Origin of the sequence: Klebsiella sp. 10982, assembly GCF_048589245.1 — a bacterium.
Classification (GTDB): Bacteria; Pseudomonadota; Gammaproteobacteria; order Enterobacterales; family Enterobacteriaceae; genus Klebsiella; species Klebsiella quasivariicola.
In genome coordinates, this window is record NZ_JBMAXV010000036.1 from 1 (window position 1) to 24,732 (window position 24,732).

The following is a 24,732-nucleotide window of genomic DNA, read 5'->3' on the forward strand; positions in this document are numbered from 1 at the left end:
GGATATACAGGCGCCCTATTATCGGCAGGTTGCTCTGTTAATGCAGGTTTTACCCTATGTTGCCGTCGAACGGGAATTTGCGCTGAAAGGTGGCACGGCAATCAATCTCTTTATCCGTGATTTCCCACGATTATCGGTGGATATCGACCTCGCCTGGGTGCCCCTGGAAAGCAGAGCGATCGCTTTACCTCATATACGGGATGCGCTTGCACGTATTGCCGCCAATCTGCAACAACAGGCAGGTATGAACGCTGTATTACAAGCTAATCGTTCCGATGAGATGCGTGTCATTGTTACTACCGATAGCGCACAAATAAAGATAGAGGTCTCACCGGTCGCACGGGGAACATTATATCCGCCACAGGAGCGAGAAGTGGTGGGGGCGGTAGAGGACGTTTTTGGCTATGCCAGCCTTCCGGTGGTTTCGTTGCCCGATCTCTACGGTGGAAAATTATGCGCGGCGCTGGATCGCCAGCATCCCAGAGATTTTTATGATGTGAAATTACTTCTTGATGCGCAGGAGCTTAACCGTCCCATTTTCAATGGGTTTATCGCGTATTTACTTAGCCATAATCGGCCTCTGGCTGAAGTGCTTAGTCCTCGCTGGAAAGATATTGCTGAACCCTTTTACCGTGAATTCAGCGGGATGACATTTGAGACGATAGCCCTGGAGGAACTGACAGCAGTCCCCTACAGGATGATTGATGCGTTAAAATCCTGTTTCACGCAACAGGATGTCGATTTTTTGCTGTCATTTAAACGAGGCGAACCAGACTGGCGTTTAGCGCCGGAAACGCGTATTCAGGATTTGCCTGCCGTGCAGTGGAAATTGCGCAATATTCATCAGATGCCAGCGATAAAACGCGCTGAGTCATTAGATAAACTGGAAAAGGTGTTGGCCGAGTGGCGCAGTTAGTTACCTGGCCCGCCCTTGTTGAACTCAGCGTAAAACAGGCGTGATTTGAAAAAACCGTATCCCTTTTCTCGCCATGATACGTCGTTCTCCTGTGGCATCGCCCTGATAGCGGGATCTACCCAGTCTAACCATTCTGCAACTGAATAAACGCCTGCAGCTCAGGGAGCGTTTTGGCGCCGTCGATCGCATTGGCGGCCTGCAGGCTGGCGCGGGCGCAGGCGTGGGCCAGCTGCAGACTGTCGGTTAACGGCCAGCGTTCGTGACTGCCATACAGCAGGCCCGCACAGAAGGCATCCCCCGCGCCGACGCTGCCGATAATCTCCTCCGGCGGCAGCCGCCATGACGGTACCCAGCGCCCGGCTTCCGTGCGGGATACACCCCATGCCCCCTCCGGACAATGGATCACCACCCGCTGGCGCACGCCGGCGTCAAGTAATGCGCTGGCGGCGCGGGCGATATTAGCGACGTGCGGCTCGCCGTTGGGCAGACGGATTTCCAGCCCGCTAAACTCACTGGCCTCCAGCTCATTGATGGTCAGGTAGTCGAGATGCGCCAGCGCCGGCAGGACCAGCGGCCGGTAGCGCGGATCGCCTTTGCGCGACACCAGGTCGAGGGACACTTCATAGCCTCGATCGCGCATCTGCGCCAGCAGTCGCGCACTGCGGGTGCCGAACGCCTCGTCGGGCCGATCAAGGCTTTCGAGCAGCAGCAGATAGCCGAGATGGAAAATCTTCAGCGGCGCATCCAGCGGCTCAAAGGCCGGGAGGTCAAGCAGGCGGTTGGCGCCGGGTGAGTGAAAGAAGGTGCGCTGGCCGTCGGCGTCGGTCATCACCTGGGTCATCGAGGTGGGGGCGGAGCTGGTGCGCTGCACGAGCTGGCGATTGATATGGTACTGATCGAGCATGGCGGTAATGTAGTCGCCGTCGTTATCCTCGCCAATCAGGCCAACCGCCTGCAGCGGCAGTCCGGCATGCATTTTAGCCAGGGTCAGCAGGACATTCAGCGGCGCGCCGCCGGTGGCGCGTTCGCTATGGACAATTTCCACCAGCCAGCCGCGCTCCGGCCACTGCCTGATCTGGTGGACATGATCGACCAGCATGTTGCCTGCGGCAATAATCCCTTTACGTTCCATGATCGCTACTCCGCGCCGTCATACTTGTTAAGCGTAGCGCACAATCGGCGGAACGATTGTGCGCCGGGTTGCGCTTATTTCACGGTCCAGCCTTTGTAAGAGCTGACGTTGTTTTTGTCGATCATCGTCACCGGGATTAGCACTGGCGCGGTCGGCGCCGGTTTGCCCTGCAGGATGTCGTAGCCAATCTCCACCGCCTTCGCCGCCATGACCTGCGGATCCTGCGCCGGCGTCGCGACGAACAGGGAGTTCTTACGCTTCAGCGCCTCTTCGCCGTCCGGGCTGCCGTCGACGCCCACAATGAAGAATTCGCTACGCTGCGCCTGTTTTGCCGCCAGATCGGCGCCAATCGCCGTCGGATCGTTGATCGCGAACACGCCGTCAATCTTCGGATTGGCCGCCAGCAGGGAGGTCATTACCTCCAGGCCGCCTTCCCGGCTGCCTTTGGCGTTCTGGTTGGAGGAGAGGATTTTTATATCCGGATGTTTTTTAAACTCCGTTTCGCAGCCTTCGACGCGGTTTTGTACGGCTGAGACCGGCGGCCCGTTGATGATCACCACGTTGCCTTTGTTGTTCAGGCGGTCGCTAATGTATTTACAGGCCAGCTCGCCCGCCTGGGTGTTATCGGAGGTAATGGTGGCGTCGGCGCCTTCGGCGGCGACGTCAACCGCCACCACCACGATCCCGGCCTCTTTGGCTCGCTTCACCGCCGGGCCAATGCCCTTCGAATCGGCGGCGTTGAGGATGATCATATCGACTTTGGCGGCGATAAAGTTATCGATCTGCGCCACCTGCTGGCCCAAATCGTAGCCGCTGGAGACCAGCGTCACTTTGACGTTATCTCCCGCCAGCTTACGGGCCTCCAGCTCCGCCCCTTTGGTGATCTGCACAAAGAACGGGTTGGCAAGGTCGCCCACCGTCACGCCAATCGCTTTCAGCTCTTTGGCCGACGCAAAGGGGGAGGCGGCCAGCAGCGCGCCAGCACACAGCGCGGTCACTATCGGTTTTAAACGCATTCGCTTTTCCTCGCAGGTAAGATGTTGTTGTTATGCACTTTGATGGTGTCGGGTACGGTATTTGTCGATCAGCACCGCAATGATGATCACCGCCCCTTTGATCACCAGTTGCCAGAAGTAGGAGACCCCCATCAGGGTCATGCCGTTATTGAGGGTGGCGATAATCAGCGCCCCCACCAGCGTACCGGTGATGGTGCCGATACCGCCGACAAAGCTGGTGCCGCCGAGGATCACCGCGGCGATGGCATCCAGCTCGTAGCCGACGCCGAGGTTGCCGTTGGCGCTGTACAGCCGCGAAGCGCTCATCACCCCGCCAAGGCCGGAGAGCAGGCCGCTCATGCCATAGACAAACAGCAGTACCAGCCAGACTTTGATGCCGGTCAGCCGCGCCGCCTGCATGTTGCCGCCCACCGCGTAGATATGCACCCCAAGGGTGGTGCGGCGCAGGATAAACCAGCACACCGCGATCACCGCCAGGGCGATGACTACCAGCCAGGGCACTGGGCCGAGGTAGTCATTGCCGATCCACTCGAAGCTGATATCGGAGTTGATCACCGTGGTGCCGTCGGCCAGCAGATAGGCGGCGCCGCGCAGCGCCGTGTAGGTACCGAGGGTGACGATAAACGGCGGTAGCCCGGCGAAGGCGACCAGCGCGCCGTTGAACAGGCCGAGCAGCAGGCCGAGCATCAGCGCCGCCGGAATCGACAGCAACGCAAACGCCGGGATCAGCGACACCACCATCGCGGCCACTGCGGTGGTGCCAAGGATGGAGCCGACGGAGAGGTCAATGCCGCCGGTGAGGATGATGAAGGTCATTCCCGCCGCCAGCACAATGTTGATCGAGGCCTGGCGGGTGATATTCAGCAGATTGCTTTCCGTGAAGAAGTTGGGGGCGATAAAGCCGAACACGGCGACGATCAGGATGAGGATCGGCAGAATGCCGACGGTCTGCATCAGGTCGCCCATCAACATTTTTTTCGCCGAAGCGGATTTCGCGACCGGCGCGGAGGTCTCTTTCGGTATGCTCATAGTTGCCCTGCCTTTAGGTGAGAATCGTTCACGCCGGTGGCCAGCGTCATGATGCTTTCCTGGCTGATATCGCCGGCCTGCAGCTCGCCGGCGATAGCGCCCTCGCGCATCACATAGACCCGGTCGCTCATGCCCACCACTTCGGGCAGCTCGCTGGAGATCATCAGAATGGCGACGCCCTGGCGCGCCATGTCGTTCATGATGCGGTAAATCTCGCTTTTCGCGCCGACGTCGACGCCGCGGGTGGGTTCATCGAGGATCAGGATGCGCGGGCCAATCGCCACCCAGCGTGAAATCAATAATTTCTGCTGGTTGCCGCCGGACAGCCCGCCGGCGCGCACCTGGGCGTGCGGCACGCGGATGTTAAGCAACTGGATGGCGTCATCGGAGATGGTTTGCGCCTTCCGGCGGTTGAGCATCCCCCAGTTCGCGTCGCGCTCCAGCGTCGCCATGGTGATGTTCTCCTGAGCCGCCAGTTCGAGAAACAACCCATGCTCTTTGCGGTTTTCGGTCAGAAAGCCGATCCCGAGGTCGATGGCTTCGCGGGGCGAGTGGATCACCACCGGCTCGCCGTCGATCTCAATCACCCCGCCGGTGGCTTTGCGCACCCCGAAGATCAGCTGCGCCAGTTCGGAACGTCCAGCGCCGACCAGTCCGGCGAGGCCGACGATTTCGCCAGCATGCACCACCAGGCTGCTGGGCTTCACCTTGCCGCCATCGGTCAGCGCCTCGACCCGCAGGCGCGACTGGCCGCGGGGAATATCGCGTTCTTTATTGAACAGATCGCTGAGTGGGCGGCCGACCATCATGCGCACCAGCTCCGGCGCGTTGAGCTTGTCACGCACCAGGCTGCCGACATACTGCCCGTCGCGCAGGACGCTGACGCGGTCGGAAAGTTCATACACTTCCGCCATGCGGTGGCTGATATAGATAATCGCCATCCCCTCATCGCGCAGGCGCAGGATGAGATCGAACAGGCGCTGGGTTTCCCGCGAGGAGAGGGCGGCGGTGGGTTCATCCATCACCAGAATGCGGCTTTGACGGTGCAGCGCGCGGGCGATCTCCACCTGCTGCTGTTCGGCGATGGTCAGGGTCATCACCCGGTCGCTGGCTTTGAACTGGGCGCCGAGACGGTCGATCACCGCCTGCGCCTGGCTGAGCATCGCTTTACGCTGCACCAGACCACCGCGCGCCAGCTCGCTGCCGAGGAAAATGTTTTCCGCGACGGTGAGGTTCGGCGCCAGCTGCATCTCCTGGTAGATCAGCGTGATCCCGGCGGCCAGCGCATCTTTTGGGCCGCGGATGGTTTGTGGTTTGCCGTCGATCAGGATCTCGCCGCTGGTGGCGGTATAGGCGCCAGCGAGGATCTTCATCAGTGTGCTTTTTCCGGCGCCGTTTTCGCCCATCAGGGCATGGATCTCGCCGGGCCAGACCGTCAGGTCGACGCCCTTCAGCGCGTAGAATTTGCCAAAAGCTTTGGCGATATGGCGCATTTCCAGTACCGGGGTGGCGGTCATCGCGGCGCTCCTGTCTGTGAGAACATAGCTGCAGTCCACCACCGGAAAATAAATGCAGGATGTCAGAATCCATTCATATTTGTCATAGTGATAAATAGTTAACCGCGATCACAGTTACGCGGCGTCATTTTCTGCACCGTCACGCCTATCTGCCGACCGATCCTTCACCGGAGTTGCTATGACCGCTCGCCGACACCCGTTTTTCACCAGCGCCCGTGGCCGCCTGCTCTCCTTTAATCTGCTGATGGGCGTGGTCACCCTGCTGGTCAGCGGCGTGGCGGTGTTTGGCTTTCACCATGCCAGCCAGCTGCAGGAACAGGTGCAGCGCCAGACTCTCAACGACATGCGCGGCAGTATGGATCTGGCGCGGGACACGGCGAATGTCGCCACGGCGGCGGTGCGCCTGTCGCAGGTGGTGGGGGCGCTGGAGTACAAAAGCGAAGCGGAACGGCTACTGGCGACGCAGCAGGCGCTGAAGCACTCGCTGGCCCAGCTGGCGGCGGCCCCGCTGGCGCAGCAGGAGCAGGCGCGGGTGGCCAATATTATTCGCCGCAGCAACGCGCTGCAGCAGAGCGTGGCGGAGATGCTGGAGCGCGGCCAGCGCCGCCATCTGCAGCGCAATGCGCTGCTGAGTTCGCTTTATCAGAATCAGAGCAACCTGCGCCATCTCGCCGATCTTAACGATCGCGGCGGGAATAAGGCGATCGATCCGCGCCGGCTGGCCGAGATGGACCGGCTGATCGTGGCGGCGATCCATACCGTCACGCCGCGGTCGATCGTCCTGCAGCTCGACCAGCTGCGCGGCGACCTGCCGGCCCATAGCGCCGATCCCGCGCTGGCGTTTTTCCTGCCCGACGTTACCCGGGAGCTGGCGACGCTGGCCCCGCTGTCGGCCCAGCTGGAGGAGAGCGACCTGACGATCAGCTGGTACATGTACCACATCAAAGCGCTGGTCGCGTTGCTTAACGAGGACATCAATCAGTACGTGACCCGCGTGGCGCAAGCCTCCGAGCAGCGGGCGGCGCAGAGCCATCGCGAGCTGCGCTCCATCAGCATGTTTATCCTGCTTTCCGCGCTGCTGGCGCTGGCGATCACCGGCTGCGCAGGATGGTATATCTACCGTAACCTCGGCTCGAACCTGACCGCTATCTCGCGGGCGATGTCGCGGCTGGCTCAGGGGGAGCCGAACGTCTCGGTGCCGGCCCTGCAGCGGCGCGATGAGCTGGGCGAGCTGGCGCGGGCCTTTAACGTCTTCGCCCGCAATACGGCGTCGCTGGAGCACACCACCCGGCTGCTGAAAGAGAAGACCACCCAGATGGAGATCGATCGGATTAAGCGCCAGGAGCTGGAGGAGGCGCTGCTGCACAGCCAGAAGATGAAGGCCGTCGGCCAGTTGACCGGAGGCCTGGCGCATGACTTTAACAACCTGCTGGCGGTGATCATCGGCAGCCTCGAGCTGGTGGAGCCGGACGCACGCGATGCGCCGCGCCTCTCCAGGGCGCTGAAGGCGGCGGAGCGTGGGGCGCTTCTGACCCAGCGGCTGCTGGCCTTTTCGCGCAAACAGGCGCTGCATCCGCAGGCGGTGGCGATGGCGCCGCTGCTGGAGAACCTCAGCGAGCTGATGCGCCACTCCCTGCCGGCGACCTTAAGCCTGGAGATTGAGGCGCAGTCGCCGGCGTGGCCGGCATGGATAGACGTCGGCCAGCTGGAAAACGCCCTGATCAATCTGGTGATGAACGCCCGTGACGCCATGGCGGGGCGCGACGGGATTATCAAAATACGTACCTGGAATCAGCGGGTCACCCGCAGCAGCGGCCAGCGGCAGGATATGGTGGCCCTGGAGGTGATCGATCATGGCTGCGGGATGTCGCAGGCGGTGAAGGCCCGGGTGTTTGAACCGTTCTTCACCACCAAAGCCACCGGCAGCGGCAGCGGCCTGGGGCTGTCGATGGTGTATGGCTTTGTGCGCCAGTCGGGCGGCCGGGTGGCGCTGGAGAGCGCGCCGGGGCAGGGGACGACGGTGCGGCTGCAGCTGCCGCGGGCGATGACCGAGGTTGAGACGACGGTGGCGCCAGCGGAAGACGAGCCGCTGCCGGCGGGGGAACGGCTGGCGCTGGTGCTGGAAGATGAAGAGGACGTGCGCCGGACGCTGTGTGAACAGCTGCATCAGCTGGGCTGGCTGACGCTGGAAACCGCCAGCGGTGAAGAGGCGTTGCAACTGCTGGCGGCGTCGCCGGATATCGCCCTGTTGATTAGCGATCTGATGTTGCCCGGCGCCCTGAGCGGCGCCGACGTGATCCATACCGCCCGACGCCGCTTTCCGGCGCTGCCGGTGCTGCTGATCAGCGGCCAGGATTTGCGTCCGGCGCAGAACCCGGCCCTGCCGGAGGTAGAGTGGCTGCGTAAGCCGTTTACCCGCGCCCAGCTGGCGCAGGCGCTGAGCGCGGCGTACGCGAGGATTTGAGATTCCTCCGCTACTCGGGGGGTGTACGCTTGATTAAGGTAGCGGCAGGACTCTGACGAGATTGGCCCCGATGAAACGTTACGCAACCGCACTGTTCTTTTGCACCCTGTCGCTGACCAGCCTGGCCGCTCGCGCCGATATTATCGATGACGCGATCGGCAATATTCAGCAAGCCATTAACGACGCCTATAACCCGGGCAGCAGTCGCTCCGATGACGACGACAGATACGATGACGATGGCCGGTATGATGATGGCAGCTATCAGGGCAGCCGCCAGCAGCGTAGGGATAATCAGCAGCAATATAACGATCGCCAGCGCCAGCTTGACGACCGCCGCCGCCAGCTGGATGAACGCCAGCGTCAGCTCGATCAGGATCGTCGTCAGTTAGAAAGCGACCAGCGTCGTCTGGATGATAGCTACTGATCGCCCCGCAACGGACCAGCACTTAATCCAGCACGATTTCCATCCCGTCATAGCCCGCTTCGAAACCTGTCGGCAGCGGGTTATCCATCATCCAGACATCTAACTGGTGGCTGATATGGGTGAGGATCACCCGAGGACAGCCAATCACCTGGTTAAGGTGGCGGACGGTGTTTAGGTCGTTGTGGTTACGCGGGGTCTGCGCGCGCGGCTCATGACTGCAATCGATGATCATCGCCTGCGGGCGGTTGTTAAGTAAAAACTTCAGCGTCTTGTCCGGCAGCCCGGCGGTATCCGAGAGCCAGGCCACCCGGCTGTGGGCCGACTCCAGCAGATAACCGAAGGTGAGCTTCGAGTGGTTGAGCGGCAGGGGCGTTACCCGCAACCCCTGCAGGTCAAACACCACAAACGGCGTGACGGTATGGCTAAAATCGAGCAGGCCGGGGTGCTTGAGCAGATCGTCGCAGCCGGCGTCGTCCGGCGGGCCATAGACCGGGATCGACGCGCCGACTCCCCAGCGCAGCGGAAACAGCCCCTGCACATGATCCAGATGGTAGTGGGTCAGCAGCACCTGCTGAAAACTACCGGCAGGATGATGTTCCATCAGATCCGGTCGTCCGGCATCAAGCAGTGTCACGGCGCTGTTGAACGTGACCACGCCGCTACAGGGGCGGCGGCGGTGGCTCTCCTCGCGGCGGGCGCGGCGGCAGGCCGCGCAGTCGCAGCCGAAGACGGGCACCAGCTGGGCGCCGCCGGTGCCGGTTAAACGGATTGTCAGGCTCATCGTGTCACCTTTCACTCATACCGGCTGATCCTCTACGCGTGCCACGTGGCTGCGCAGCAGGCGGAAGAAATCGTCAACCGATTGTCGAAGACTCCCGTCATTATTCAACGTCAGGCAATTGTCCGGCTTATAGCGCGCGGCGCGATCCAGACGCTGGGCGATTTCCAGTGCGTTTTCCCGGCCGCGCTGCTCCAGCCGCTGGCGGAGCACCGGCGGCGAGACGGCGAGACAGATCGGCACCAGCACCTCGCCGTAGCGTTCCCGGGCCAGCGCCAGGTGGGCGCGGGAGCCGTTGACCACCACGTCAAAGCCAGCGTGTAGCCACAGGTCGATCTCCACGCCAATGCCATAGTAAGTATTGTTGGCGTGCCAGCTGAGAGCAAAAAGATGCTGCTCGGCGCGGGTAAAAAATTCATGTTCGCTGAGGGCGATATGATTCTCGCTGCCCGCGTTAAACGGGCGGGTAATGTAACGATGCGCCACCAGCAGTTGCGGGTGCTCGCGCTGGCGCAGCGCCGCCAGCAGGCTGTCTTTACCGGAGCCGGAAGGGCCCACCAGCCAAATCAGTTTTCCTGGCATTAAAAGACCCTCTTTCCCTGGCGCCAGACATGGTCGATGTGGATATGCTCGCCGCGACGGTGCGCCAGCACCAGGTCGGCGCGTTTCCCCTCGGCGATGACGCCGCGATCGTCAAGGCCCAGCGCCTGCGCCGGATGCTGACTGACCAGGCGGATCGCCTGCGCCAGGGTGAAGGCGTTATCCTCGGCGTCGGCGATGCGGAACGCCGCATCCAGCAGGCTGGCGGGGTAATAGTCAGAGGAGAGGATGTCCAGCAAACCGTGGCTCGCCAGCTGGTGGGCGGCGACGTTGCCGGAGTGGGAACCGCCGCGCACGATATTGGGCGCACCCATCAGGACGTGCATCCCATGCTGACGTGAAGCCTGCGCCGCGGCCAGCGTGGTGGGAAACTCGGCGATGACGCTCCCCAGCTGGTGGGATTCGGCCACATGGGCCTCGGTGGCGTCGTCGTGGCTGGCGAGGGCGATACGGCGGGCGCGGCACATGGCGGCGATGGTCTGGCGATTGGGCTGTGACCAGGTGGCGGCCAGGGCCATCTGCTCGGCTTCAAAACGGTCCATCTCGTCATTCGTCAGATGGTATTTTCCCTGATAGTAGTCGCGATACTTACTGCGATCGGCGTACTGACGCTGGCCCGGCGAGTGGTCCATCAGAGAGACCATGCTCACCGACTCACGCTCGATGAGCTTTTCGAACAGCGGCAGCGTGGTGTGATGCGGCAGTTCGCAGCGCAGGTGCAGGCGGTGCTCGGCGCGGTTAAGGCCGCGCTTTTGCGTCTCTTCCACCGCATTGACCATCTTCTCCAGATTCTCAAGACGATCGCCGCCATCGCGCACGTCGCCAATCGCCACGGCGTCGAGCACGGTGGTGATACCGCTGGCGACCATCATGGCGTCATGGCTGCTCATCGCCGAGTGGGCCGGCCAGTCCACCTTCGGTCGCGGGGTAAAGAACTTGTCGAGGTTATCGGTATGCAGTTCGATAAGGCCTGGCAGCAGCCAGCCGCCTTCCCCATCCAGCGCCTGCGGCAGCCGGCTCTGGCTTTCCGCGAAGGCGAGAATGCGACCGTGCTGGACTTCCAGTGAACCGTGGACCACGTCGTCGTCGAGAACCAGTTTTACGTTATTGATAATCATGCTGTCATTCCCATGGAGTGCAGTCGGTCGGCGACCTGACGGCGCACCCCTTCGTCATGGAAAATCCCCACGATGGCCGCGCCGCGCGCTTTGGCATCGTGGATCAGGTTGACCACGGCAGCACTGTTTTTGGCATCCAGCGAGGCGGTGGGTTCATCAAGGAGCAGGATCGGATAGTCGACCGCAAAACCGCGGGCGATGTTGACCCGCTGCTGTTCGCCGCCGGAAAAGGTCGACGGCGCAAGGTGCCACAGGCGTTCCGGAACGTTGAGGCGGGTCAGGAGCTGGGCGGCTTTTGCGGCGCTCGCTTCACGCGGCATCCCGAGGTCGAGCAGCGGCTGCATCACCACCTCCAGCGCCGAAATGCGCGGGATCACCCGCAGAAACTGGCTGACCCAGCCGATGGTGGTTTTACGCACTTCCAGCACCTTGCGCGGCGTGGCGGTGACCAGATCGACCCATTCGTCGCCGTGGCGGATATGGATATGGCCGCTGTCCGGCAGATAATTGGCGTACAGCGAACGCAGCAGCGTCGATTTTCCGCTGCCGGAATGGCCGTGGAGGACCACGCACTCCCCGGCGTTAACGGTCAGCGAGGCGTCGGCCAGCACCGGCAGACGCACGCCGTGCTGCTGGTGCAGAACAAAGGTTTTATGGATGTTTTCAACGCGTATCATGTTAGCTCTCGCGGGGTTGGGTTGCCGGGTGGCGCTTCGCTGACCCGGCCTACGAATAACGCACCTGTAGAATTTGTAGCCCGGCCAAGCGCAGCGCCGCCGGGAATGGCACCGAGGGTTAGTTCTGCAACACCGACGACACCAGCAGCTGGGTGTAAGGATGATGCGGATCGTCGAGCACCCGGTCGGTTAAGCCACTCTCCACCACCTGGCCCTGCTTCATCACCAGCAGACGGTTCGCCAGCAGGCGGGCGACGCCGAGATCGTGGGTAACAATCACTACCGCCAGATTCAGCTCCACCGCCAGGCCGCGCAGCAGGTCTAGCAGCCGCGCCTGCACGGACACATCCAGCCCGCCGGTGGGTTCATCCATAAACACCAGCTTCGGCTGGGTGACCAGATTGCGGGCGATCTGCAGACGCTGCTGCATGCCGCCGGAAAAGGTGGTCGGCAGGTCGTCGATGCGCGAGGGCGGGATCTCCACCTCCTGCAGCCACTTTTCGGCGGTGGCGCGAATGTTGCCGTAGTGGCGGGCGCCGGTAGCCATCAGCCGTTCGCCGATGTTGCCCCCGGCGGAGACCTGGCGACGCAGGCCGTCCATCGGGTGCTGATGCACCACGCCCCATTCGGTGCGCAGCAGGCGGCGGCGTTCGGCTTCGCTCATGGCGTACAGCGAGCGCTGCTGGTACAGCACCTCGCCCTGCTGCGGCGTCAGGCGGGCGGAGATCGCCTTCAGCAGGGTGGTTTTACCGGAGCCGGACTCACCGACGATGCCGAGCACTTCCCCCGGCCACAGTTCGAAGGAGACATCGCGAAAACCTTTGTCCGGGGCGTAGAGATGGGTGAGGTTATTCACCGCAAGTAATGGCTGGCTCATTTTTTCTGCCCCTCGCTCTGCTGGCGGCAATAGTCGGTATCGGAGCAGACAAACATCCGCTGGCCGCTGTCATCGAGCACCACTTCGTCGAGGTAGCTGTGGCGCGAGCCGCAGATGGCGCAGGGCTCATCCCACTCCTGCACGGTAAAGGGATGGTCGTCGAAATCGAGACTCTCCACCGGGGTATAGGGCGGCACCGCGTAGATCCGCTTTTCGCGCCCGGCGCCGAACAGCTGCAGCGCCGGCATCATGTGCATTTTCGGGTTATCGAATTTCGGGATCGGCGAAGGGTCCATCACGTAGCGGCCATTGACCTTCACCGGGTAGGCGTAGGTGGTGGCGATATGGCCGAAGCGGGCGATATCTTCATACAGTTTCACCTGCATGATGCCGTACTCTTCCAGGGCGTGCATGGTGCGGGTTTCCGTTTCGCGCGGCTCGATAAAGCGCAGCGGCTCCGGGATCGGCACCTGATAGATCAGGATCTGATCCTCCGCCAGCGGCGTCTCCGGGATGCGGTGGCGGGTCTGGATCAGGGTGGCGTCTTCGGTGCGTTCGGTGGTGGCGACGCCGGTGACGCGCTTAAAGAACTGACGAATCGACACCGCGTTGGTGGTGTCATCCGCGCCCTGGTCAATCACCTTTAGCACGTCGTTCTCGCCGATGACGCTGGCGGTCAACTGGATGCCGCCGGTGCCCCAGCCGTAGGGCATCGGCATTTCGCGGCCGCCAAACGGCACCTGATAGCCGGGAATCGCCACCGCTTTGAGGATCGCCCGGCGGATCATGCGCTTGGTTTGCTCGTCGAGATAAGCAAAGTTATAGCCAGTCAGTGGGTTAGCCACGTTCGTTCTCCCGTTGCAGGCGTTTCAGCAGCGCCAGTTCGGCCTGGAAATCGACATAGTGCGGTAGCTTCAGATGCGAGACGAAACCGGCGGCTTCAACGTTATCGGCGTGGGCCAGCACGAACTCTTCGTCCTGGGCCGGGCCGGCAATCTCTTCACCATAGTCCGGCGCCTGCAGGGCGCGGTCGATGAGAGCCATCGCCATCGCTTTGCGCTCGCTCATGCCGAAGGTCAGACCGTAACCGCGGGTGAAGTGCGGCGGCTCCGCCTGCGGGGCGACGAAGCCGTTGACCATCTCGCATTCGGTCAGCAGCAGCTCGCCAATATTGACGCTAAAGCCCAGCTCTTCCGGGACGATTTCCACCTGCACATAACCGCTGCGGATCTCGCCGGCAAACGGATGGTTGCGGCCATAGCCGCGCTGGGTCGAGTAGGCCAGCGCTAGCAGGTAGCCTTCATCGCCGCGCATCAGCTGCTGCAGACGCGAGGAGCGCGAGCAGGGGTAGACCGGCGGGGTGCGGGTGATATCGTCGGGCGGCGTGCCGTGGTCCTGCTCCGCTTTTGCCAGCCCCTGCTGCGCCAGCAGATGGAAGACGTGCGGCGAGGGCTGCGCTTCGCCATCGGCTTGCTGCACAGACGGCGCTTCGCCGTTGGCCAGCAGGGTAAAATCGAGCAGGCGATGGGTGTAGTCGTAGGTGGGGCCCAGCAGCTGGCCGCCGGGAATGTCTTTGTACACTGCGGAGATGCGGCGTTCGAGGCGCATCTCCGCAGTGTTTACCGGTTCGCTGACCGCCAGCCGCGCCAGAGTGGTACGGTAGGCGCGCAGCAGGAAGATCGCTTCGACGTTATCGCCGCTGGCCTGCTTGAGCGCCAGCGCCGCCAGTTCGCGGTCGGCGATACCGCCCTCGGTCATCACCCGGTCCACCGCCAGGCTGAGCTGGTCGCCTATCTGGTCAACGCTCAGTTCGGGAAGCCGTCCATCGCCCCGCCGCTTCTGTTCCTGTAAGGCGTGAGCGGCGAGGATCGCCTTCTCACCGCCCTTGACGGCTACGTACATTTAGCACACCTCCACGTGGGTGGTGCGCGGGATCGCCAGCAGGCGCTCGCCGCAGGTGAGGATCAGGTCGATGCCCAGCGGGAACGGATGCGGGCGTTCGGTTAATTCGTCGATGATGCAGTCCGGCAGCTGCGGGGCGATCATTCGCTCTTCAGCAATGCCTGCCCCGGTCAGGCGCAGCATGCGTCCGCCGCTGAGGCTGGCGAGCTGAACAATCAGCGTGACGCCGGTTTCCGGCGCGGTGACGGTGCCAGCGGAAAGGACGTTGAGCTGCTCGGCGCTGATGCCGTCATTGGCGACGGCAAAGACCGCCTGCTGCGGCTGGTTCACCAGCGGCGCGCCGGTGTGAAAGCGCAGATTCTGTCCCACCAGATCGTTATGCAGGGCGCTGGCGAGCCAGACCGGCGTTTCGCGATCGGCAAGGGTCAACAGCAGGCTGGTGGACGCCACGTTCAATGGCTGCCAGCCGTGCTGAAGCTGCTGCAGGGAGACAATCACTCCCGGCTCGCTCATCGCTTTCAACAGGCGACGAAAACTGTGTTGGGCATCCTGCACAGCCAGGGGAAAAGCGGGTTGTAAGGTCATGCGTTATCTCCGCGAACCAGGGTAAAGAAGTCGACCCGGCTGGCGTTGACTTCGGCGCGTCGGGCTTCAATGCGCGCGCTGCGTAGCGCTTCCAGCGGGGTTATCAGGGTTTCCATTAAGGTGTGAAAATGGCGAGGCGACTGCAGCAGGGCGTCGATGACCGCGCAGCGTTCGGCGTGCGGGCGGTCGCGGCCTAAAATCCAGCTGTAGCCGAGGGTGCCGTCGGCCAGACGTACCGCCGCGCGGGTAAGCGTGGCGTCGCCGGCAAAGAAACGGTCGCCGATGCCGCCCATACGCGCCTGGAGCTGTACCAGCCCGGTTTCCGGGGCGCGAATTAATTCATACTCCGGGGCCAGCCGCAGCGATTGCATGCGCGCCAGAAGATCTTGCGGTTCACTGTGGGCCAGCACGGACATCCAGCGCTGGCGGGTAGCGGTATCGAAGTGCATTCAGTGCTCCATGGTAAATTCAATCATGTCGGCGCGGGTCAGGCTGACGGAGTACTCCGTCGTGACCGACTCGCCCTCGCGGCTATTGAGCGTGCGTACGCAGAGCAGCGGCGCCATATTGGGGATCTCCAGCAGCTTGCTCTCTTTCGCCTGCGCGCGACGGGCGCTGATTTTGGTGCGCACCCGGGTCAGTTCGACGTCGAGCCGATCGCGCAGCAGGTCATGCAGTGAGCCGTGGCTGAAGGTCTGCAATACCGGCCAGAAGCGCAGGTCGGCGAAGTAGTGGTCAATCAGGCACAGGGCGACGCCGTTGACCCGGCGCAGGGTGCGCAGGTGGATGACGTTCTCACCCTCATTGATGCCAAAGGCCTCGGCCACATGGGCGCTGGCGGGACGCAGCACCGACAGCAGCTTTTCGCTGGTGGGATCGCTGCCCTGTTCCAGCAGGTTCTGGCTGAACCGCGCCTGAGCGTTGAGCGGGTAGTCGATGGGGCGCATTAAGACCAGCACGCCGACGCCCTGACGGCGCTGGACCCAGCCGCGTTCCACCAGCTGGTCGATGGCCCGGCGCAGGGTGTGGCGGTTAACGTCAAAGCGCGTCGCCAGCTGCTGTTCGGCGGGCAGATAGTCGCCGCAGCGATAGTGGTGGCGCAGCTCCTGCTCAAGCCGGGCGGCGATTTCCTGATAGCGCGTGGGATAACTGGTCGGATGTCTGGACAGGTGCATAGTCATCAAGCCTCACACAGCATAGGCGAGGAGCTTCCTCGCGTTGTGGGCCGATCCTGACCGGTTTATGTTGCATTTCGGTTAAGTGATGATGACTAAAGGATGAAGAGTTGATGCCAGGCGGATGACAGGGCGGCCGGGCCGCCCTGGGGGCGTCAGCCTTGTTTGACCACGTTGATCATCCACGGGACGCCAAAGCGGTCGACGACTTTGCCGAAGCCGTGGGCCCAGAAGGTTTCCTGCCAGGCCATTTCAATGCGTCCGCCGACGGCCAGCGCGTCGAACCAGCGCTGGCCTTCATCGACATCGCCGGGGTCGAGCACGAGGGTAAAGCCGGCGTAGTGCACATCGGGCCCGAAGGCGCTGTCGCTCAGCATCAGCTCGCCATTATTGATGCGCAGGCTGGCGTGGGCGATGGCATCATCCGCCATCTTCTGCCCTGACGGGCAGCCGTCAGAGGCTTCCTGCGCCGAAGGTGGCATTTCGCCAAAGGTCATTTTAAACATCAGTTCCGCGCCCAGCGTCTGCTGATAGAAGGCGATCGCCTCGGCGCAGTTGCCCGCAAAGGCAAGGTAGGGACTTAAGGACATGGTGAATACCTCAGTGACCGTAACCCGTTAAGCGTAGTCGTGCGGAAGGCGATTGGGCCAGACGGCAGAGCGAAAAGGGGCGCTGGAATACCGTGGCAGAGGGCAGCGTAAATAGCGGCTGCTGGCGAGGGAAATAACAGGATGCGCAGGGGGACGAACGGCAACCAGGATATCGGGAGCGGCGACGGCGATGTGAGAAAATAATCGCGCCGCCACCCCGAAAATAAATCAGTTCTTTTTGACGAATTCCGATTTGAGTTTCATCGGGCCAAAACCGTCAATTTTGCAGTCAATATTGTGATCGCCTTCGACCAGACGGATATTCTTCACTTTGGTGCCGATTTTCAGCATCGAAGAGCTGCCTTTAACCTTGAGATCTTTCACGACGGTAACGCTGTCGCCATCGGCCAGTAAATTGCCATTGGCATCTTTAACGATCAGAACGTCGCTCTCTTCTGTCGCCTCGGCAGGGTTCCACTCATGGGCACATTCCGGGCAAATGTACATGCCGTTATCTTCATAAGTGTAAGTCGAATCGCATTTTGGGCAGTGTGGCAGTTGCATGACGTTCCTCGTGATGTCGTCGAAAAACAGGACGTTGGTCCTTTAAACAGCGGCTGATAGCCGAAAGTGGGGGTGATTATAGCGCAATCACCCACTTTTGTCGGGTGTTTTTTTGCTGAAAATTAACCCTCTCGCTATTCCGTTGAAAACAGAATACCCGCGAAAATTAACCTCCAGTGGCGGATAAAAATCGACGGAATAATTTCCGCGAGACCGCCAGAGAATGAACTTATTTATTTTCTGGCACTCTGTCATTAGGCGGTAAATTTCTGTGAAGTTGATCGCAGATATAAACACTGTTAGGGTAAAAAAGGGGAGCAGGTCAATTTCATCAATTATCACGATGAGCCGCTCTATTTATTCACCAGTAGCCAGAGCAGGCGTCAACAGGTTCGGTTGTACATTCTGTCAGCAGACAGTGCAGGCAAACCTGCTACGCTTGAAATGAGGAGCACAGCGATTATCGCTCCTGACGCACGATGCGAATGGCCTTGCCATTCGGCGAAGAGGCGTGCACTCAAGGCGGAGTAGCAGAGGAAAATTATGCTTAAAAGGAAAAAAATAAAGCCCATCACCCTTAAGGATGTGACCATCATCGACGATGGTAAACTGAAAAAGGCGATCACCGCGGCCTCACTGGGTAACGCGATGGAGTGGTTCGATTTCGGCGTCTATGGCTTTGTGGCCTACGCCTTAGGTAAAGTCTTCTTCCCCGATGCCGACCCAAGCGTGCAGATGATTGCTGCACTCGGTACCTTCTCTGTTCCCTTTTTAATTCGTCCGTTGGGCGGCCTGTTCTTCGGGATGCTGGGCGATAAATATGGTCGGCAGAAAATCCTCGCGATAACCATCGTGATCATGTCGATAAGTACTTTCTGTATCGGCCTTATTCCGTCGTATGCCACAATAGGTATCTGGGCACCGATCCTGCTGCTGCTGTGTAAAATGGCGCAAGGCTTTTCGGTCGGTGGTGAATATACCGGGGCGTCGATCTTCGTCGCGGAATACTCTCCTGACCGTAAACGCGGGTTTATGGGCAGCTGGCTGGACTTTGGCTCCATCGCCGGGTTTGTGATGGGGGCCGGCGTGGTGGTTCTCATCTCCAGCGTGGTGGGTGAACAGAACTTCCTCGACTGGGGTTGGCGTATCCCGTTCTTCCTGGCGCTGCCGTTAGGGATCATCGGTCTTTATCTGCGCCATGCCCTGGAGGAGACCCCGGCGTTCCAGCAGCATGTCGATACCATGGAGCAGGGCGACCGTGAAGGGCTGCAGGATGGGCCGAAGGTCTCTTTTAAAGAGATTGCCACCAAGCACTGGCGCAGCCTGCTGACCTGTATCGGTCTGGTGATTTCCACCAACGTAACCTACTACATGCTGCTGACCTACATGCCGAGCTACTTGTCGCATAACCTGCACTACTCGGAAGATCATGGGGTGCTGATCATCATCGCCATCATGGTCGGCATGCTGTTTGTCCAGCCGGTTATCGGTATGCTCAGCGACCGCTTCGGCCGTCGTCCGTTTATCCTGATTGGTAGCGTGGCGCTGTTTGCCCTGGCGATCCCGGCCTTCATTATGATTAACAGCAACGTGATTGGCCTGATTTTCGCCGGTCTGCTGCTGCTGGCGGTCGTGCTGAACTGCTTTATCGGCGTGATGGCCTCTTCGCTGCCGGCGATGTTCCCGACGCACATCCGCTTCAGCGCCCTGGCCAGCGCCTTTAACATCTCGGTGCTGGTTGCTGGTCTGACGCCAACCCTGGCGGCGTGGCTGGTGGAAACCACTCAGAACCTGATGATGCCAGCGTACTATCTGATGGTCATCGCGGTGGTGGGGATGGCGACGGGTCTGTCGATGAAAGAGACGGCTAACCGCCCGCTGAAAGGGGCGACCCCGGCGGCGTCGGATATCCAGGAAGCGAAAGAAATTCTTGGCGAGCACTACGATAACATCGAACAAAAAATCGAAGATATCGATCAGGAGATCGCCGACCTGCAGGCAAAACGCTCACGTCTGGTGCAGCAGCATCCACGCATCAACGACTAACGCTTTTCGCTGTTAAAAATGCCGCCGCGGGCTTCCCCGGCGGCATTTTTTATGTCTGCGCCAGGGCCAGCCCGTGACGTCGCTGCTGGCTGAGTTTACGGTACTGCTGCGGCGGCATACCCACGTAGCGGGTAAAGGTGCTGTAGAAGCGGCTGCTGGAGCGAAATCCGGCGGTGAGGGCGATCTCCAGGATGGTCTTATCGGTATCGCTCAGCAGCGCCCGAACGTGATTGATCCGCATGGCGGTAATGTACTGCTTCATGGTCTGCTGCATCACCCGCTGAAAAATCCCCATCGCGTAGTTCGGGTTGAGCTTCACGTGTTCGGCGACGGCATTGACGGTCAGCGCCTGGTCGTAATGCGCGGCGATAAACTCCAGCATCTGGCTGACATAAAACTGCGCATGGCGCGAGACGCTGTTCTTGTGCGTGCGCGAGGTTTTATTGACCAGGATCGGCTGCCAGCCGGAGAGACTCAGCCGTTTGAGCATCAGGGCGATTTCATCGATCGCCAGCTGGCGAATCTGTTCGTTGTCGTGGTTCAGCTCCTGCTGCCAGCGGCGTACTTCAAAGGCGCTTAACTGCTGGGCGGCGAGTGATTTAATCACCATCCCATGGGTGACGTGGTTGATAAGCTCCCGATCCAGCGGCCATGAGAGAAACAGATGCATCGGCAGGTTGAATATCGCCATCTGCTGGCAGTCGCCGGGGCGAGTCAACTGGTGCGGCGTACAGGCCCAGAAGAGGGTGATATAGCCTTTCTCAATGCGCACCACTTCGTTATTAATCAAATACTCCACGTCGCCGTCGAACGGCACGTTGACCTCCACCTGGCCGTGCCAGTGGCTGGTGGGCATGGCGTGCGGTGGGCGCAGTTCGATATCCATACGCTGGTACTCGGAGTAGAGCGCCAGCGGGCTACGGCTCTGCTTTTCGTCGCTGCTGCACATAAAAGGGTCGGGAGGCAGGGAAGTGAAGCGATGTTCCATCGTTAGCGTATTCCTGGATTGTCAGAGTGGCTGTATTTTTCGCCAGAACTGACGACAGCTTAGCGGAATAATCGGCCCGTTTTCTCTCCTTTTTGCTCAATATGTTCCCGAAAACTCAGATTTTGTGGCGCTTAATGGCCGATCTGAGTTTCCGGGAATGCTCCGGCGGGAACGGGGCAGCGCAGCGGGGAGCGGCGTGCCACTCTGAAAGTGTTCAATGACCTGATGGAGAGAGCACGATGTCTGCCCCCAAAATTACCTTTATCGGCGCCGGTTCGACGGTGTTCGTCAAAAATATTCTCGGTGACGTTTTCCAGCGCCCGGCGCTGAAATCGGCGCATATCGCGCTGATGGATATCGATGAAACCCGGCTGGAAGAGTCGCATATCGTGGTGCGCAAGCTGATGGATTCGGTGGGCGCGAACGGTGAAATCAGCTGCCACCGCGATCGTAAAACCGCCCTGCAGGGCGCCGATTTTGTCGTCGTCGCTTTCCAGATTGGCGGCTATGAGCCCTGCACCGTGACCGATTTTGCAGTCTGCAAGCGCCACGGCCTGGAGCAAACCATCGCCGATACGCTGGGGCCGGGGGGCATTATGCGCGCCCTGCGGACCATCCCGCACCTGTGGGCTATCTGCGACGACATGACCGAGGTCTGCCCGGACGCCACCCTGCTTAACTACGTCAACCCGATGGCGATGAATACCTGGGCGATGTACGCCCGGTACCCACATATCAAGCAGGTTGGCCTGTGCCATTCGGTGCAGGGAACAGCGGAAGAGCTGGCGCGCGATCTTGACCTCGACCCGGCGGATTTACGCTACCGCTGCGCGGGCATTAACCATATGGCGTTCTATCTGTCGCTGGAGAAAAAGCGCGCCGACGGCAGCTACGTCAGTCTCTATCCCGACCTGCTGCAGGCCTACGCCGAGGGCCGGGCGCCGAAGCCGAACCTGCACGGCAACCCGCGCTGCGAAAACATCGTCCGCTACGAGATGTTCAAAAAACTGGGCTACTTCGTCACTGAATCGTCGGAGCATTTCGCGGAATACACGCCATGGTTTATCAAGCCGGGGCGTGATGACCTTATTGCCCGCTATAAAGTGCCGCTGGATGAGTATCCTAAACGCTGCGTCGAGCAACTGGCCAACTGGCATCAGGAGCTGGAGAGCTATAAGCGCGGCGAGCGCATCGAGGTGAAACCATCCCGCGAATATGCCAGCACCATCATGAACGCCATCTGGACCGGCGAGCCGAGCGTGGTGTACGGCAACGTGCGCAACGATAATCTTATCGACAATCTGCCGCAGGGCTGCTGCGTGGAGGTGGCTTGCCTGGTGGACGCTAACGGCATTCAGCCAACCAAAGTGGGCGCGCTGCCGGCGCATCTGGCGGCGCTGATGCAGACCAATATCAACGTGCAGACGCTGCTCACAGAGGCGATCCTCACCGAAAATCGCGATTACGTCTATTACGCCACGATGATGGATCCGCACACCGCCGCGGTGCTGGGGATCGAAGAGATCTACGCGCTGGTGGACGATCTGATCGCCAGCCATGGCGACTGGCTGCCGGCCTGGCTACACCGTTAATCCTCTCATGCCGCCGGGGGCAATGAACCCGGCGGTGCCTGTCACGCTCTATCAAACACTGAAGGAGGCGCTGGCGACAGCGACCTGTACCCTATGAGTATTTCAATGACAACAAAGCTCAGCTACGGATTTGGTGCCTTTGGTAAAGATTTCGCTATCGGTATCGTCTACATGTACCTGATGTATTACTACACCGATATTGTCGGATTATCGGTTGGGGTGGTCGGCACCTTATTCCTCGTGGCAAGGATCCTCGATGCGATAGCCGATCCGATCATGGGATGGATCGTCAACTGCACGCGATCGCGATGGGGGAAGTTTAAACCGTGGATCCTGATCGGCACGATAACCAACTCGGTGGTGCTGTATATGCTGTTCAGCGCCCATCACTTCTCCGGCGGGGCGCTGCTGGCGTGGGTGTGGCTGACCTATCTGCTGTGGGGCTTCACCTACACCATCATGGATGTGCCGTTCTGGTCGCTGGTGCCGACCATTACCCTCGATAAACGCGAACGTGAACAACTGGTGCCTTACCCGCGCTTTTTCGCCAGCCTTGCCGGGTTTGTGACGGCCGGCGTCACGCTGCCGTTTGTCAGCGCCGTCGGCGGCGCCGACCGCGGTTTTGGTTTCCAGATGTTTACCCTGGTGCTGATCGCCTTCTTTGTGATTTCCACCCTGGTCACTCTGCGTAATGTCCATGAGGTTTACTCCTCGGATAGCGGCGTGAGCGAGGATGCCAGCCATCTTTCATTGCGCCAGATGGTGGCGCTCATCTATAAAAACGATCAGCTGGCCTGCCTGTTGGGCATGGCGCTGGCCTATAACACGGCGGCGAATATTATCGCCGGCTTCGCGATTTATTACTTTACCTACGTCATTGGCAGCGCGGAGATGTTCCCGTATTACATGTCCTACGCGGGGGCGGCGAATTTGCTGACGCTGATCCTGTTCCCACGACTGGTAAAAGGGCTGTCGCGGCGCATTCTGTGGGCAGGAGCATCGATTATGCCGGTGCTGGGCTGTGGCGTGCTGTTGCTGATGGCATTGAGCGGTGTTTACAACATCGCGCTGATCTCGCTGGCCGGGGTGCTGTTGAATATTGGCACCGCGCTGTTCTGGGTGCTGCAGGTCATTATGGTGGCCGATACCGTCGACTACGGCGAATATACGATGAATATCCGCTGCGAAAGCATCGCCTACTCGGTACAGACGCTGGTGGTGAAAGCGGGCTCGGCGTTTGCGGCCTGGTTTATCGCTATCGTGCTGGGTATCATCGGCTACGTGCCGAATGCGGTGCAATCACCACACACCCTGCTGGGAATGCAGGCGATAATGATTGCGCTGCCGACGCTCTTTTTTGCCCTGACGCTGTTTCTCTATTTCCGTTATTACAAACTGAATGGCGACATGCTGCGGCGTATTCAGATTCACCTGCTGGATAAATATCGTCGGGTACCGGAAAATGTCGTCGAGCCGGAACGGCCGATTGTGGTATCCAATCAGGTGTAAAAAGCGTGCAAAAACCGCTGGCGAAAGAGGGGAGGGATGCTCTCTTTTTGTACAAAAAACCGTGTTCAAAACAGACAGAAAGAGGAAACTGTATTTCTCTATATTGTCTCAATAATTTCTCTTTTCGGGCTCAGGGAGTTTTTTTTCTCCATTTGCTCTCAAATAAAACTCGGAATTGTCTCTTTTTCGATCTCTTGCGCGGCTTTTTAACTCTTGCTACTCTTTTTGGGTCTTACATTTTCTCTTATTTGTCTCAGTGATGGAGCAATGCAATGCGCATTTTTATCGATGATGGTTCAACCAATATCAAGATGCTGTGGGAGCAAGATGGCGAAACTTTCACCCATATCAGCCCCAACAGTTTCAAACGCGGCTGGTCTGCCACCTTCGGTTCCGGGAAGCCCTTTAACTACACCGTGGATGATGAAAAGTACTCATTCGACCTGATCACCCCCGATGCGCTCCCCACCAATAACATTGACTGGCAATACAGCCCGTTGAACTCCATCGCTGTCCATCACGCGCTGCTGACCAGCGGTCTTGAGCTGCAGGATGTCGAAATTGTCGTGACGTTGCCGCTGACTGAATTTTACGACGAAGATGCGCAATATCGCCTCGACAACATTGAGCGTAAGAAAAAGAGCCTGCTGCGGGAAGTTAAACTGAATAAAGGCGTGGTGTTCAACATCACTAAAGTCACCGTGCGCCCGGAGTCCATTCCGGCGGGGATCAGCCTGTGTGATGAACTGAAACCGTCGCATTCGGTGCTGATTATCGACCTTGGCGGCACCACGCTGGATATTTCGATGGTGGCCGGGCAGATGACCTCGGTTTCGCGCATTTACGGCGACCCGAAGCTGGGGGTATCGCTGGTGACCGACGCCGTTAAGCTGGCGCTGGCGCGGGCAAATACCGACACCTCCAGCTATAACGTCGACCAGATTATTATCAACCGCCATGATGAGGAGTACCTCACCGACAACATCAACGATCCGGATGCGGTATCTGAGGTGAAGAAGGTGATCACGAACAGCATCGAACGTCTGACCACCCGTGTCCTGACGGCCATCGATAGCTTTAAAGGCTACTCGCATGCCATCGTGATTGGCGGCGGCGCGCCGCTGGTGGCCGATGCGATTCGTGAACGTATGGGCCTGCGTGAGGACCGTTTCGTGGTGGCCGATGAGCCGCAGTTCGCCCTCGTGCGTGGCCTGAAAATTATCGGTTAAGGAG

Annotated in this window: 24 protein-coding genes; 7 read left to right on the forward strand and 17 right to left on the reverse strand. The window is 60.1% G+C overall.

Annotation, left to right across the window (positions count from 1 at the left end):
- The coding region (locus ACKLKD_RS21585; RefSeq protein ID WP_420061986.1) for a nucleotidyl transferase AbiEii/AbiGii toxin family protein at positions 1–916 on the forward strand (916 nt) is incomplete at its 5' end.
- Between the two features lie 124 nt (positions 917–1,040).
- Here ACKLKD_RS21585 and ACKLKD_RS21590 read toward each other — a convergent pair.
- The 4 genes from ACKLKD_RS21590 to ACKLKD_RS21605 form a co-directional block, all read right to left on the reverse strand.
- Entirely contained in the window at positions 1,041–2,048 is a 1,008-nt protein-coding gene (locus ACKLKD_RS21590) for a carbohydrate kinase family protein (protein ID WP_080924695.1), read from the reverse strand.
- 74 nt (positions 2,049–2,122) lie between these two features.
- Positions 2,123–3,064 carry an ABC transporter substrate-binding protein gene (locus ACKLKD_RS21595; protein ID WP_008807254.1) on the reverse strand — a complete coding sequence of 314 codons (942 nt, stop codon included), beginning with the start codon at positions 3,062–3,064 and terminating at the stop codon, positions 2,123–2,125.
- 30 nt (positions 3,065–3,094) lie between these two features.
- Entirely contained in the window at positions 3,095–4,093 is a 999-nt protein-coding gene (locus tag ACKLKD_RS21600; protein WP_002885172.1) for an ABC transporter permease subunit, read from the reverse strand.
- Positions 4,090–5,610, reverse strand: coding sequence for a sugar ABC transporter ATP-binding protein (locus ACKLKD_RS21605; protein ID WP_087805849.1), 1,521 nt, complete (start codon positions 5,608–5,610; stop codon positions 4,090–4,092). The genes ACKLKD_RS21600 and ACKLKD_RS21605 overlap by 4 nt, the downstream gene beginning before the upstream one ends.
- Before the next feature lie 178 nt (positions 5,611–5,788).
- Between ACKLKD_RS21605 and ACKLKD_RS21610 the strand changes: the two genes are divergently transcribed.
- Both ACKLKD_RS21610 and yjdP read left to right on the forward strand, forming a co-directional pair.
- Entirely contained in the window at positions 5,789–8,074 is a 2,286-nt protein-coding gene (locus ACKLKD_RS21610; RefSeq protein WP_080924692.1) for an ATP-binding protein, read from the forward strand.
- Positions 8,075–8,144: 70 nt separating this feature from the next.
- Positions 8,145–8,498 (forward strand): DDRRRQL repeat protein YjdP, encoded by a 354-nt coding sequence (yjdP, locus tag ACKLKD_RS21615; protein WP_080897642.1) that lies wholly within the window; start codon positions 8,145–8,147, stop codon positions 8,496–8,498.
- Between the two features lie 22 nt (positions 8,499–8,520).
- On the opposite strand, the gene phnP is transcribed toward yjdP, so the two are convergent.
- The 12 genes from phnP to ACKLKD_RS21675 all read right to left on the reverse strand — a co-directional run bounded on the left by phnP (position 8,521) and on the right by ACKLKD_RS21675 (position 17,364).
- The gene (gene phnP, locus ACKLKD_RS21620; protein ID WP_008807250.1) at positions 8,521–9,279 is read right to left on the reverse strand and encodes a phosphonate metabolism protein PhnP; all 759 of its coding nucleotides are present in this window, start codon (positions 9,277–9,279) and stop codon (positions 8,521–8,523) included.
- Between the two features lie 15 nt (positions 9,280–9,294).
- Complete coding sequence (gene phnN / locus ACKLKD_RS21625; protein WP_025712564.1) at positions 9,295–9,858, reverse strand: ribose 1,5-bisphosphokinase; 564 nt, start codon at positions 9,856–9,858, stop codon at positions 9,295–9,297.
- Complete coding sequence (gene phnM / locus ACKLKD_RS21630) at positions 9,858–10,994, reverse strand: alpha-D-ribose 1-methylphosphonate 5-triphosphate diphosphatase (protein WP_025712565.1); 1,137 nt, start codon at positions 10,992–10,994, stop codon at positions 9,858–9,860. Before phnM ends, phnN begins: the two co-directional genes overlap by 1 nt.
- The gene (gene phnL, locus ACKLKD_RS21635) at positions 10,991–11,671 is read right to left on the reverse strand and encodes a phosphonate C-P lyase system protein PhnL (RefSeq protein ID WP_080897641.1); all 681 of its coding nucleotides are present in this window, start codon (positions 11,669–11,671) and stop codon (positions 10,991–10,993) included. Before phnL ends, phnM begins: the two co-directional genes overlap by 4 nt.
- Before the next feature lie 118 nt (positions 11,672–11,789).
- On the reverse strand, positions 11,790–12,548 hold the full coding sequence (phnK, locus tag ACKLKD_RS21640) for a phosphonate C-P lyase system protein PhnK (protein WP_012543148.1): 759 nt from the start codon (positions 12,546–12,548) through the stop codon (positions 11,790–11,792).
- Positions 12,545–13,393, reverse strand: a complete 849-nt coding sequence (locus ACKLKD_RS21645; protein WP_025712567.1) for an alpha-D-ribose 1-methylphosphonate 5-phosphate C-P-lyase PhnJ — start codon at positions 13,391–13,393, stop codon at positions 12,545–12,547. Before ACKLKD_RS21645 ends, phnK begins: the two co-directional genes overlap by 4 nt.
- Positions 13,386–14,450, reverse strand: a complete 1,065-nt coding sequence (locus ACKLKD_RS21650; protein ID WP_080897640.1) for a carbon-phosphorus lyase complex subunit PhnI — start codon at positions 14,448–14,450, stop codon at positions 13,386–13,388. Before ACKLKD_RS21650 ends, ACKLKD_RS21645 begins: the two co-directional genes overlap by 8 nt.
- Positions 14,451–15,035, reverse strand: coding sequence for a phosphonate C-P lyase system protein PhnH (phnH, locus tag ACKLKD_RS21655; protein WP_087805847.1), 585 nt, complete (start codon positions 15,033–15,035; stop codon positions 14,451–14,453). It abuts the gene before it with no gap.
- On the reverse strand, positions 15,032–15,484 hold the full coding sequence (phnG, locus tag ACKLKD_RS21660; RefSeq protein ID WP_087805845.1) for a phosphonate C-P lyase system protein PhnG: 453 nt from the start codon (positions 15,482–15,484) through the stop codon (positions 15,032–15,034). The genes phnH and phnG overlap by 4 nt, the downstream gene beginning before the upstream one ends.
- A complete protein-coding gene (gene phnF / locus ACKLKD_RS21665) occupies positions 15,485–16,210 on the reverse strand; it encodes a phosphonate metabolism transcriptional regulator PhnF (protein WP_025712571.1) in 726 nt (241 codons plus the stop codon).
- Positions 16,211–16,365: 155 nt separating this feature from the next.
- Entirely contained in the window at positions 16,366–16,800 is a 435-nt protein-coding gene (gene yjdN / locus ACKLKD_RS21670; RefSeq protein WP_087805843.1) for a VOC family metalloprotein YjdN, read from the reverse strand.
- A 228-nt stretch (positions 16,801–17,028) separates the two neighbouring features.
- On the reverse strand, positions 17,029–17,364 hold the full coding sequence (locus ACKLKD_RS21675; protein WP_008807241.1) for a zinc ribbon domain-containing protein YjdM: 336 nt from the start codon (positions 17,362–17,364) through the stop codon (positions 17,029–17,031).
- Positions 17,365–17,907: 543 nt separating this feature from the next.
- On the opposite strand from ACKLKD_RS21675, the gene proP reads away from it, so the two are divergent.
- Positions 17,908–19,410, forward strand: a complete 1,503-nt coding sequence (proP, locus tag ACKLKD_RS21680) for a glycine betaine/L-proline transporter ProP (RefSeq protein WP_025712573.1) — start codon at positions 17,908–17,910, stop codon at positions 19,408–19,410.
- A gap of 49 nt (positions 19,411–19,459) precedes the next feature.
- On the opposite strand, the gene melR is transcribed toward proP, so the two are convergent.
- The gene (melR, locus tag ACKLKD_RS21685) at positions 19,460–20,398 is read right to left on the reverse strand and encodes a transcriptional regulator MelR (RefSeq protein WP_087805839.1); all 939 of its coding nucleotides are present in this window, start codon (positions 20,396–20,398) and stop codon (positions 19,460–19,462) included.
- A gap of 239 nt (positions 20,399–20,637) precedes the next feature.
- Here melR and ACKLKD_RS21690 point away from each other — a divergent pair, with 239 nt between their 5' ends.
- From ACKLKD_RS21690 to parM, 3 genes are all read left to right on the forward strand, one after another.
- On the forward strand, positions 20,638–21,990 hold the full coding sequence (locus ACKLKD_RS21690; protein WP_087805837.1) for an alpha-glucosidase/alpha-galactosidase: 1,353 nt from the start codon (positions 20,638–20,640) through the stop codon (positions 21,988–21,990).
- 93 nt (positions 21,991–22,083) lie between these two features.
- Positions 22,084–23,499 carry a melibiose:sodium transporter MelB gene (gene melB / locus ACKLKD_RS21695; protein WP_025712576.1) on the forward strand — a complete coding sequence of 472 codons (1,416 nt, stop codon included), beginning with the start codon at positions 22,084–22,086 and terminating at the stop codon, positions 23,497–23,499.
- 272 nt (positions 23,500–23,771) lie between these two features.
- A complete protein-coding gene (gene parM, locus ACKLKD_RS21700; protein ID WP_087805835.1) occupies positions 23,772–24,728 on the forward strand; it encodes a plasmid segregation protein ParM domain-containing protein in 957 nt (318 codons plus the stop codon).
- Positions 24,729–24,732 lie beyond the last annotated feature (4 nt).

Excerpts from the sequence above, each read along its gene's own strand:
- ACKLKD_RS21605 (WP_087805849.1), bottom strand. The coding sequence starts at position 5,610 with ATGACCGCCACCCCGGTACTGGAAATGCGCCATATCGCCAAAGCTTTT.
- melR (WP_087805839.1), bottom strand. The coding sequence starts at position 20,398 with ATGGAACATCGCTTCACTTCCCTGCCTCCCGACCCTTTTATGTGCAGC.
- ACKLKD_RS21690 (WP_087805837.1), top strand. The coding sequence starts at position 20,638 with ATGTCTGCCCCCAAAATTACCTTTATCGGCGCCGGTTCGACGGTGTTC.
- melB (WP_025712576.1), top strand. The coding sequence starts at position 22,084 with ATGAGTATTTCAATGACAACAAAGCTCAGCTACGGATTTGGTGCCTTT.
- phnP (WP_008807250.1), bottom strand. The coding sequence starts at position 9,279 with ATGAGCCTGACAATCCGTTTAACCGGCACCGGCGGCGCCCAGCTGGTG.
- phnL (WP_080897641.1), bottom strand. The coding sequence starts at position 11,671 with ATGATACGCGTTGAAAACATCCATAAAACCTTTGTTCTGCACCAGCAG.
- parM (WP_087805835.1), top strand. The coding sequence starts at position 23,772 with ATGCGCATTTTTATCGATGATGGTTCAACCAATATCAAGATGCTGTGG.
- ACKLKD_RS21610 (WP_080924692.1), top strand. The coding sequence starts at position 5,789 with ATGACCGCTCGCCGACACCCGTTTTTCACCAGCGCCCGTGGCCGCCTG.
- ACKLKD_RS21600 (WP_002885172.1), bottom strand. The coding sequence starts at position 4,093 with ATGAGCATACCGAAAGAGACCTCCGCGCCGGTCGCGAAATCCGCTTCG.
- phnG (WP_087805845.1), bottom strand. The coding sequence starts at position 15,484 with ATGCACTTCGATACCGCTACCCGCCAGCGCTGGATGTCCGTGCTGGCC.
- proP (WP_025712573.1), top strand. The coding sequence starts at position 17,908 with ATGCTTAAAAGGAAAAAAATAAAGCCCATCACCCTTAAGGATGTGACC.
- ACKLKD_RS21675 (WP_008807241.1), bottom strand. The coding sequence starts at position 17,364 with ATGCAACTGCCACACTGCCCAAAATGCGATTCGACTTACACTTATGAA.
- ACKLKD_RS21595 (WP_008807254.1), bottom strand. The coding sequence starts at position 3,064 with ATGCGTTTAAAACCGATAGTGACCGCGCTGTGTGCTGGCGCGCTGCTG.
- yjdP (WP_080897642.1), top strand. The coding sequence starts at position 8,145 with ATGAAACGTTACGCAACCGCACTGTTCTTTTGCACCCTGTCGCTGACC.
- phnH (WP_087805847.1), bottom strand. The coding sequence starts at position 15,035 with ATGACCTTACAACCCGCTTTTCCCCTGGCTGTGCAGGATGCCCAACAC.
- ACKLKD_RS21650 (WP_080897640.1), bottom strand. The coding sequence starts at position 14,450 with ATGTACGTAGCCGTCAAGGGCGGTGAGAAGGCGATCCTCGCCGCTCAC.
- phnN (WP_025712564.1), bottom strand. The coding sequence starts at position 9,858 with ATGCCAGGAAAACTGATTTGGCTGGTGGGCCCTTCCGGCTCCGGTAAA.
- phnF (WP_025712571.1), bottom strand. The coding sequence starts at position 16,210 with ATGCACCTGTCCAGACATCCGACCAGTTATCCCACGCGCTATCAGGAA.
- phnK (WP_012543148.1), bottom strand. The coding sequence starts at position 12,548 with ATGAGCCAGCCATTACTTGCGGTGAATAACCTCACCCATCTCTACGCC.
- ACKLKD_RS21590 (WP_080924695.1), bottom strand. The coding sequence starts at position 2,048 with ATGGAACGTAAAGGGATTATTGCCGCAGGCAACATGCTGGTCGATCAT.
- yjdN (WP_087805843.1), bottom strand. The coding sequence starts at position 16,800 with ATGTCCTTAAGTCCCTACCTTGCCTTTGCGGGCAACTGCGCCGAGGCG.
- phnM (WP_025712565.1), bottom strand. The coding sequence starts at position 10,994 with ATGATTATCAATAACGTAAAACTGGTTCTCGACGACGACGTGGTCCAC.